Source organism: Syntrophomonas sp. UBA5494 (genome assembly GCF_002426325.1).
In genome coordinates this window covers 8,827-18,396 of sequence record NZ_DIPG01000028.1, presented here as the reverse complement: position 1 = coordinate 18,396, position 9,570 = coordinate 8,827, and the positions used below count along the sequence as shown (strand labels likewise).

General features: G+C 50.5%; 7 protein-coding genes. 2 read left to right on the top strand and 5 right to left on the bottom strand.

Features of this window, described 5'->3' with window-relative positions; genetic code table 11:
• Positions 1–414 precede the first annotated feature (414 nt).
• Both B3W37_RS02865 and B3W37_RS02860 read right to left on the bottom strand, forming a co-directional pair.
• A complete protein-coding gene (locus B3W37_RS02865; RefSeq protein WP_483174729.1) occupies positions 415–1,290 on the bottom strand; it encodes a DUF4349 domain-containing protein in 876 nt (291 codons plus the stop codon).
• Positions 1,291–1,582: 292 nt separating this feature from the next.
• Positions 1,583–4,204, bottom strand: coding sequence for a calcium-translocating P-type ATPase, PMCA-type (locus B3W37_RS02860; RefSeq protein WP_483174728.1), 2,622 nt, complete (start codon positions 4,202–4,204; stop codon positions 1,583–1,585).
• 455 nt (positions 4,205–4,659) lie between these two features.
• Here B3W37_RS02860 and sleB point away from each other — a divergent pair, with 455 nt between their 5' ends.
• Entirely contained in the window at positions 4,660–5,364 is a 705-nt protein-coding gene (sleB, locus tag B3W37_RS02855; protein WP_483171663.1) for a spore cortex-lytic enzyme, read from the top strand.
• A 465-nt stretch (positions 5,365–5,829) separates the two neighbouring features.
• A complete protein-coding gene (locus B3W37_RS02850; RefSeq protein WP_483174727.1) occupies positions 5,830–6,978 on the top strand; it encodes an AI-2E family transporter in 1,149 nt (382 codons plus the stop codon).
• Between the two features lie 159 nt (positions 6,979–7,137).
• Here the strand turns inward: B3W37_RS02850 and B3W37_RS02845 are convergent, their stop codons facing one another.
• The 3 genes from B3W37_RS02845 to B3W37_RS02835 form a co-directional block, all read right to left on the bottom strand.
• Positions 7,138–7,704 (bottom strand): XdhC family protein, encoded by a 567-nt coding sequence (locus B3W37_RS02845; RefSeq protein WP_483174726.1) that lies wholly within the window; start codon positions 7,702–7,704, stop codon positions 7,138–7,140.
• Positions 7,705–8,162: 458 nt separating this feature from the next.
• A complete protein-coding gene (locus B3W37_RS02840; protein WP_483171660.1) occupies positions 8,163–8,525 on the bottom strand; it encodes a gamma-glutamylcyclotransferase family protein in 363 nt (120 codons plus the stop codon).
• A 90-nt stretch (positions 8,526–8,615) separates the two neighbouring features.
• Positions 8,616–9,437 (bottom strand): stalk domain-containing protein, encoded by an 822-nt coding sequence (locus tag B3W37_RS02835; protein ID WP_483171659.1) that lies wholly within the window; start codon positions 9,435–9,437, stop codon positions 8,616–8,618.
• Positions 9,438–9,570: the final 133 nt, after the last annotated feature.

Here is a 9,570-nt window from a genome sequence, read left to right as displayed (position 1 = left end):
ATCTACCAATTTGAATTGAGTTGACATAATATTACCCCCAAACTCCCTTATCAATATTATGCAACAACGCTTTTGTTTCTGCAGAGTATTTAAAATCTCTATGCAATGACGCTTTTATGTTCTGCAGAATATTTAATCTCTCTCTGTAAAAACAATAAAACCAATATTAAATATGCTATATGTAACACGTACAGCACTTAAATATTGGTCTCTTAAAGAGCAACCGATGGTTTCCCTGTCAGCCACCGTAATATTAAGTTTTGTTAAGTTTTGTCGTGTTTAGAATTGATATTTGCCTCTATATGTTAGAATAGTAAAGCATTGTTGAATTGTCAAGAACAAAAATCCCTTACTTCATATCAAATTAGGACCTGGTTTGGTTTATTATATCTATATCTGGGCTAAACCAGGTTTTTATAATTCTTTTTCCCTGGTACGTCTGGCACGCTGTTTTCCATAAATATAGCGCAACAGCAGGAACGCCAAGAACAACACCAAGGCCCAGGGCAGGATAATGAACAATGCCACTACGCTGTGGCTGGCAAAATTGATTAACCCGTTGACACTGGACACCAATCCCTGCATAGCCTTGCCCATGGTTCCCTGAGGCGCTTTTACGGCGCCGGGGACGGCTTGCACAAGCTCTATCTCGATGAGGCTGTATTCGGTGGCATTGGCAAGGTATTTGAGGCGCCCGGCCAGAACCTCAATCTCGGCGCGGGTTTTGCCCAGTTCATTTTCGATGCTGATGATATCGTTGATACTGGCCGCTTTGCCCAATAAGCCCACCAGGCGTTCTTCCTTGGCCTTCAGCACCTTCAGACGCGCCTCGGCATCATAGTATTCCTCGGTAACATCCCGGGTAGATATGACTTTGTCGGTCACTTCTCCCAACTGGGAGATGGAGGAGATAATGTCGTTCAGCTTCTCCTGCGGGACCTTTATGGACAGCTGCGAGGAAACCCTTTGATCATCTCTGTACAAACGGCTATTGACGGTATAGCCTCCATTTTCGGTGCATAAGGCGGTAATCCGGTCTACGGTTTGAGAAACATCCTCAACCTTAATGTCGAGGTTGGCATTTTGTATTATTTTACGCTCCATGCCAGCCGATTCTAAGGCCGAATCAGACTGCGGCGCTGTTTCCGGGCTGCCGGGGGCGCTGTCTTTCGCCATCTCGGCACGCTCATTCCGGACCAGGTCTTGCGACTTGGCGGAACCGCATCCGATCAGTGAACCGGTTAAGAGCAGTATAAGCAGAATGACAATGATTCCTGGCCAGCGATTCAACTGATACCTCCCCTTTCTAACCTTGTTAGTAAAACTATATCATAAAGTTCGTAAAGATAGCCGCACCCCACCCGGTTTCCCCGGAAGCCCTGCGGTGATAAATCGAGAAAAGCTTCAGGCTATATCATCATTACGCAATTATTGCAGTCAAACATTCAAGTGTAGTGCAATTTTTGTATTGCCGCTGAGAATGAGGACAGCAGAGATCATATTCTCCGGGCCGCAGCCTGTCTCCCCGAAATAGCTGTCAACACCGGTGCCGACCGGCTCGTTTCCCGCCAGATAAGCCGCTTTATGCGTCGGCGGTTTGATGCTTCACCAGCCCAAAAGCTTTGGAAAATTCCAAAACCGCGATAGGGATCAGGGCCAGACCCAATGCCAGAAGGTATGAGGCGGCAGACAGCAGAACCAATCCGAAGGCAGAGGCCACAGCCGGTATAAAGGCAACCACTCCGATCAGGGCAATGGAAATCACGGCGGCGCCATTGAGATATTTGTTGGAGAAAAACCCGATCGAAAACAGCGAGTGGTTGGAGCGCATGTTGAACGCATGAAAGACCTGGGCCAGGGCTAAGACCAGAAATGCCATGGTGCGGCCGGCTTCTATCTCCCCGTGGCTGTTCCAGCCGGCGTTAAACCCGATCAGAGTCAAAACCGCAAACATCACCCCCTGCAGGATGACCCGCACTCCCATCCCCTGGGCAAATATGCTCTCATTTTTGGGTTTGGGCCTGCGCTGCATGACATCGTTTTCAACCGCCTCCATGCCCAAGGCTACAGCCGGCAAGCTGTCGGTGACCAGGTTGATCCACAAGAGGTGCACCGCCAGGAGCGGCGAAGCCTGCCACAGCAGCATAGCGATGAATACGGTTAAAACTTCACCGATATTGGTTCCCAGCAAGAAGCCCACGGTTTTTCTGATATTGTCATATATGCAGCGGCCCTCGCGCACCGCATCCACAATAGTGGCGAAGTTATCGTCGGTTAACACCATGTCAGAGGCGCCCTTGGCCACGTCGGTGCCGGTGATGCCCATAGCGCAGCCGATATCGGCAGCTTTCAAAGCCGGGGCGTCATTGACCCCGTCCCCGGTCATGGAAACCACTTTTCCCTGCCTCTGCCAGGCCCGGACGATGCGGATCTTATCCTCGGGCGCAACCCTGGCATAGACCGATATATGAGAAACCCTTTGATTGAGTTCATCTTCTGACATCGCAGTCAGATCACAACCGGTGACGGCGTCATCCCCCGGCTTCAAAATGCCCAGCTCCCTGGCGATAGCCGAAGCGGTGACCACATGGTCGCCGGTGATCATGACCGGCTTGATTCCAGCACTCCGGCATACCGCTACCGCATCCCGGGCTTCAGGCCGGGGCGGGTCGATCATACCCACCAGGCCCATGAAATGAAGATCATTTTCCAGTTCTTCTGTGGTGGGAGTATCCGGTACGGTTTTAATTATTTTGCAGGCTACTGCCAAGACCCGCAGAGCCTGGCGGCTGAGTTCCTCGGTATAGCTCCGGCCGGCTTCCACCTGTCCGGAGATACACCGCCCCGCCAGCACGTCGAAGGCGCCTTTGACGATTACTACATTCTGCCCATCAATGACATTGACCGTGCTCATCAACTTGCGGTCAGAGTCGAAGGGCAGAACTGCCAGGCGGGGGTAGAGACGGTTCAATTCCTCTTTGGGCATGCCGTTTTTATAGGCGGCCATGATAATAGAGGTCTCGGTGGGGTCGCCAATATGCTTTTCCTCCCCGTCCTCAAATTCGACCACCCCGTCGGAACACAAGGCCGCGTACCGCAGCAGTTTCTTAACGGGAGCGGAGTTGTTTGCGCTGATATCTTCTATTATAGAATTCTCCGCAGCAAAGGCTTTGACCAGGGTCATCTGATTCTGGGTCAGGGTGCCGGTTTTGTCCGAGCAGATTACTGAGGCGCTGCCCAGGGTTTCCACGGCTGACAACCTTCTGATAATGGCGTTGCGTTTGGCCATGCGCTGCACTCCGATAGCCAGGACAATGGTCACAATGGCCGGGAGTCCTTCAGGGATGGCTGAAACGGCCAGGGCTACTGCGATCATGAATATCTCCATGATAGGCATTCCGTCCCACAGGCCGATCGCGAATATGATGGCGCACACCGCCAGGGCCAGAAATCCCAGGTATCTGCCCAGAAGATGCAGTTTATGCTGCAAAGGGGTCTCCCCGTCGGCCTCGGACTCCAGGAGGTCGGCGATCTTGCCCATTTCAGTTTGCATGCCGGTGGCGGTGACCACGGCCTTTCCGGTTCCGTAGGTAATGCTGCACCCCGCGTAAAGCATATTAAATCTATCCCCCAGCGGGGCGTTGGCAGCCACTTCCGCCCGAGCATCCTTCTCAGCGGGCACCGATTCCCCGGTTAAAGCCGCCTCCTCGGATTTAAGGCTGGCGCTTTCAATGATCCTGGCATCGGCCGGGATATAGTCGCCGGCTTCCAATTTAATGATATCGCCGGGTACTAATTGGGAGGCTTCAATGATAGTCTCTTTGCCGGCGCGGATCACCCGGGCATGAGGGGCGGAAAGCTTTTGCAAAGCCTCCAGGGCCTGCTCGGCCTTGCTCTCCTGCACCACTCCCATAATGGCATTGAGCACTACGATAAGCAAGATCAGAACCGGTTCAAAAAACCCTTCACCTTCATATATGGACACCACAAATGATACCGCCGCAGCGATGATCAAAATGATGATCATAACATCTTTGAACTGGTCTAAGAAGCGCTGCAAAAGGCTTCGCTTTGGTTTGGCCTTGAGCTGGTTGGGGCCGTACTCCTCCAGGCGGCGTGAAGCCTCCGTGGTGCTCAAGCCCTGCTCCTGTCCAACCTCCGTCTGCCGCAGAACTTCTTCAATGCTGCTGCTATGCGGTATCAATTGATCTTTTCCTCCTTAGGCATCAAAATACAAAGCAATATAAACATATTTTTTTGCATTAATTATATAACAACATATCAAGCGCCTCGATACACATATTTACTATTATTATAGACAACCAATTCTATAATACTGATTAATCACAATACCTGCTTGCCATAATCATGCAATTACACAACCGACATCCTGTTACAAAAAATCACCCCCGCTTTGCTACAACTTACCATGGGTGAGGGATGCGTAGTAATTATGGACATCCCTGTGAGTCCTCAAGGTTATTGGGTCATAATCCAAGATGTCCGAAATTTAGCAGGTTTACAAGCTTTGCAGTATGATGCATAGGTTTTTATAATTGTAAAAACAATAGCTAATGTGTGATTTTGAGATGAAAACTTAGATTTTTTACGCAATCAGAGGAGGTAGATCTTATTCGAAAGCGCACGAAAAGCATCATCATGATCTTGACATTTTCTCTGCTTTCAGCGGTTATTCCGCCGCAAGGCGCCCAGGCAGCTTATTTGGGGGACAGGGTCCTGGTGCCGTACTCGCAAGGTTATGATGTGCAGCAGCTACAACGGGATTTGTCCTATCTGGGTTTTAGCCCGGGCAGTATTGACGGTATATTCGGGCTCCAGACTTTGGCTGCAGTAAAACGATTTCAGGCCCAAAGCGGCCTTGAGGCTGATGGAGTGGTTGGAAAAGCGACCGCCAATGCCATCATTAGAGAGGTCAGCAAACCTGTAAGCACCTTAGCCAGCCCCACTCAAGCGGTATCAACCCCCGCCCCCTCCAGATTCTTATCGTTTTCCGGCCGCGACATTGAAAATCTTGCCCGCCTCATCTATGGAGAGGCCCGGGGTGAGTCCTATGAAGGCAAGGTTGCGGTGGCTGCAGTGGCTTTAAACCGTTTGGACTCCAAGAAGTTTGGGCAGTCGCTGAGTGAGGTCATTTTCCAACCGGGCGCATTCACCGCAGTGAGCGATGGCCAGTTTTACCTGAAACCCGACGCCATTTCTTACCAGGCTGCTGAAGCTGCCCTGCGCGGATGGGACCCCACCGGAGGAGCAATTTATTATTGGAATCCGGCCACGGCTACCAGTAAATGGGTTTGGTCCCGGCCTCTTATCAAGACCATCGGGCGGCATGTTTTTGCCAGATAATACCGAGGTTGACCCGGATAATCTCCTGCCCGGCGCCACGGCTTAAAGCAGTGCCGGGCGATAAACACCAAAACGATTTGACACCACAAATTCAAATCAGATGTCTGTTCTATGCTTAAGCTGATGACGCGTCTGCGGCGCCATATGGGCCAGGCGCCAGTGCAAGAGGACAAAAACAACCGGGGTTAGCCTAACTCTTACTTAACAAAGGGAACCCAGCAAATCCTCAATACATACGAAAACCGTTTTCCGGCAGTAAGCCTAGAAAACGGTTTTTTATTGGTTGATAATAATCATTATATAGTCATAAACCTGGACGGCTGAATGCAGAGTATTGAATTAAAAAATCGGCAATAGAATCTTAAGGCCTTTGAGGTACGGCAGCGATGCAGCAACTTCGCCGGAGCCGTTCTGATTGTTGTGTTAAAGAACAAGTTTTTGTGGGAAAATAAGGAATGTATACATATGCCCAGCAACACAAAAAAGGAGTGGGTTCCGATCAACATAAAGACCAGAAAAGACCTGATACTGTTAATAACCTACGCTGCCGTCCTGATACTGGTGGTAATCAATTTCGGCCCCATAATCAAGGCTCTGGGACGGTTTGCGGCTTTGTTTAAATCTCTGTTCATCGGCATAGCCATCGCCTTTGTACTTCACAAACCATGCCAGTATATAGAGATGCTTATGCGGAAAATGTTCCTGAAAAACAGCAGCCCCGGCTTGACCCGGGGATTGGCGGTGCTCAAAACCTATTTTCTGGCTTTGCTCGTTATAATTATTCTGATGCTCTTCATTATCCCCCAATTGATCGAGAGCGTTCGCCTGTTCGCCGCCAACATCGAATCCTATCTGGAAAATACGCAGAGCTTACTCAACCAGGCCGCCAAACTGCTGCAGATCGCCCATATCGACCTGTCCGAACTGGTGGATCGCCTGTATGCCTTCTTGAACCAGTTCACCAGCAATCTGGGCGGCCTGTTGGCAGGGATCATCGGCGTCACCGCCGGAGTATTCGGTTTTCTTGCCAACCTGCTCCTGGCGGTGATCTTCTCCATTTACCTTCTGAGCGGCCGGGAGAAAATCCTGGTCAATTGCAGGGCTGTAGCCCAGGCTTATCTGCCCCCCGCAATATACGGCAAGGCACTGTACCTCTACCGGGTCACCGTGGACAGCTTTGACAAATATGTCTACGGGCAGCTGGCAGAAGCGGTTATTCTGGGGGTGCTTACCTTTATCGGCATGGTCATTTTCGGATTCGAGTATCCCTTAATGATCGGCACCCTTATCGGCATCACCGCCCTGGTGCCCATTGTCGGCACCTATGTCGGCGGTTTTATAGCTTTTCTGGTCTTGCTCATGGTTTCACCGCCACAGGCCTTGTGGTTTCTGGTGTTTCTAATCATCCTGCAGCAGTTGGAAAACAATCTCATCTATCCCCGGGTGGTGGGCGACAGCCTGGGGCTCCCGGGCATCTGGGTCCTCCTGGCAGCCATCGTGGGAGGAGGCCTGGCGGGTCCGCTGGGCATCCTCCTGGGCGTACCTGTGGCTACCGTGTTCTACAAATTGCTGAAAAACGATGTCCGGGAAAGAACGGCTATTGAAGAAGCCTGAGGTGCAAAGCAATCAAATACTATGAAAAAGATTCCGGTCAGAGGGCCAGCCGATAACCTGCAGCTTCAGAAAATTGCTTGAATCACATACATACTGCTGCGCCGAACTGGCGCTTGCATTGTCATTGGCTCATCAACTGCTCAATATTATTCAAAAACATTAAAACAACTTATCGCGTTTTTCGTTCTCCGAACTGGCTTGCTTGACGGCGACAAATCCCCCGGTACGTTTATATTTTACGGCCTGAATCTCGGCCATTGCCGCCAGGGCTATTTCTGCCGCCAGCTGCCCTCCCAGATCGAGGCCGATGGGTATGTGCACCCGCTCGATCAACCGCCTGTCGGTCCCCAGTGTCTCCAGAGCGCTGAAATATGCGGTGACCTTCCGTTTATTGCCCATGATTCCGATATAACGGGCCGGGGAATCGATAACCGCCACCAGGGCGTCTTTATCGAATTCATGGTGGTGGCTTAACAGTACGATGCTGGTAGCAGGAGTGATGGGGTATTGCTTGAGCAGCTGCACGATGTCCCCGACGAGCAGATTACCGGCCTCCGGAAACCTTTCTCTGTTCAGCATCTCGGGATTATCGTCTATCATGGTTATGTTGTATCCCAGGATCAACGCGAATTTATAAAGGTTAAAGGCAACATTGCCCGAACCGACTATGATAAGGCGGTCCCCGGTTGGCATCAAACTTGAGCTATCGGTTTGGGTTGCTTCCATGCAAAACTCCTTATATCCTAAAAGCCTTTACTTCTTATTTTCCATCTGCCCAGACTAATCATCGCACTATCCATGAATATGCCTTAGAATGACAGCATTATGCCGGGTTATATCTAGTTTAACTCAATATGACTGGTTTTTTGGCATTTATTATTACTTATTTTCAGTTATCCGTATTGATGCTTACCAGCGGAAACCCTGAAATGACACCATATTTTGTCACAAAGTGTATTATTTATTTGGCATGGCCCTGGTTGAAGCCGGAGTCATAACTGGCAGCAGCCAGCAGCTCAAGCCGGACGCAACCACCCCCGGGCCCAGACGGCACAGGTGCTCTACAACCTGTTGACCAAACAGATTTAGTTTAAGCGTAAGCAACCCGACAATCATGAAAAGCCAGCAGCTCCTCCAGGGGATCTGCTGGCTTTAGCCATGCTTGTTCTGTTTTGCGCTCTGCGTTATCCACTCCAGGGCTGATCCTCATAAGCCACCCTGTCTTCCAGCCTGACCGGACCGTTCCAGACGTAGACATAAGCCCGGGTGGTCCTGCCGTCTGCCATCACTACCCTGACCCGCTTGCGGTTATAAAGTGATCCATTGTCCTCCAGGATATCGATCTTATGTAAGGTCTTCCAGTCTATGCCGTATACCTCTCCCCGGACCTGCTCCCCCTTTTCGGGAACTACACCGGGATAGCTCCCCAGGCCGTAAAGGGCGTAACCCGAAATAACGCCATTGCCCAGGAACTTGTGCCCTGTGAGAAATTGTTGGTGATAATGTCCGCCTCTCATCAAGGTGCCGTATACGAATACCCGAATCATGTTATCTGCCCCGTATCACTTTACAACTCATTTCAGGCTGCTTTAAAGGTGTGAGCAGTTTATCTGCCTCGGCGAATACCGGTTCCGCTCTTAGTTTCTTACCCCGGAAACCGCCCAAGCAGGACTGCTGTAATATTCCATGCCGGTGAAGCTATTCCCGTCAGCAGCCATGGTCACAGTAAATTCCCATTCCGATACCGGGTTGGTGGTGGAAAATTTCCCGCTCAAGGTATTGCCGGCAACAGTACCGGCAAAAGCCTTCCCGGATTCGCTGTCATATCCGAAATAACCGCTGACAGCGGTACCGTCTTGGGTTAAGACCAGCTTCATGTCTCCCATATCTTCATCATTGACGACCATGTCCCAGGTGCCGGAGAAGTCGGCGGTTTCCACTGCCGCAGGAGGAGGAGTTATGTTGTCGGGGCCGTATTCAATAGTTATGGTTTGCGTAGGGCCGTCCCAGGCAACTTCAGAACCCAGATTTTCGGTGATAAACCGCAAGGGCAGCATGGTCCGGCCTGTTGACGAAATAAACGGAGCCGCTTCCAGGGTTTTAGTGTCTCCGTTGACTGAGGCCTGCAGACTGCCGATAGTGAGTTCAATTATATTGTTATTAAGCGAAATTGACACTTTTTGCTCCTGGCCGTTCCAGCTTATTGTACCACCCATGGACTCGATAATGGAGCGTATCGGGACAAATGTGCGGCCGTTCACGATTACCGGTGCAGTACCCATGCCAGGGTCTATTTCCTGGTCAACCCCATTTACCGATGAATTCGGCTGACCTACCTGCAGAATAATAGTCACATTGGGGTCATCTGCTGCCTGAGCCTGCGATGACAGGCCGCCAGCGGGCAGAAGCCAAACCATCAAAATCAAAAGTCCGGACAACAATAACAGGGTTCTCTTCATAACCTTTCCTCCTTGATGTTTTTTAATGGAAGGTAAACCTGCAAACAGTGATGTAAAAGACGGGCCTGATTTTCCTTCTTTTTCTATCTTATAATAAATATGGTCAATATTGAATCATTTGCCCGGAAATGTT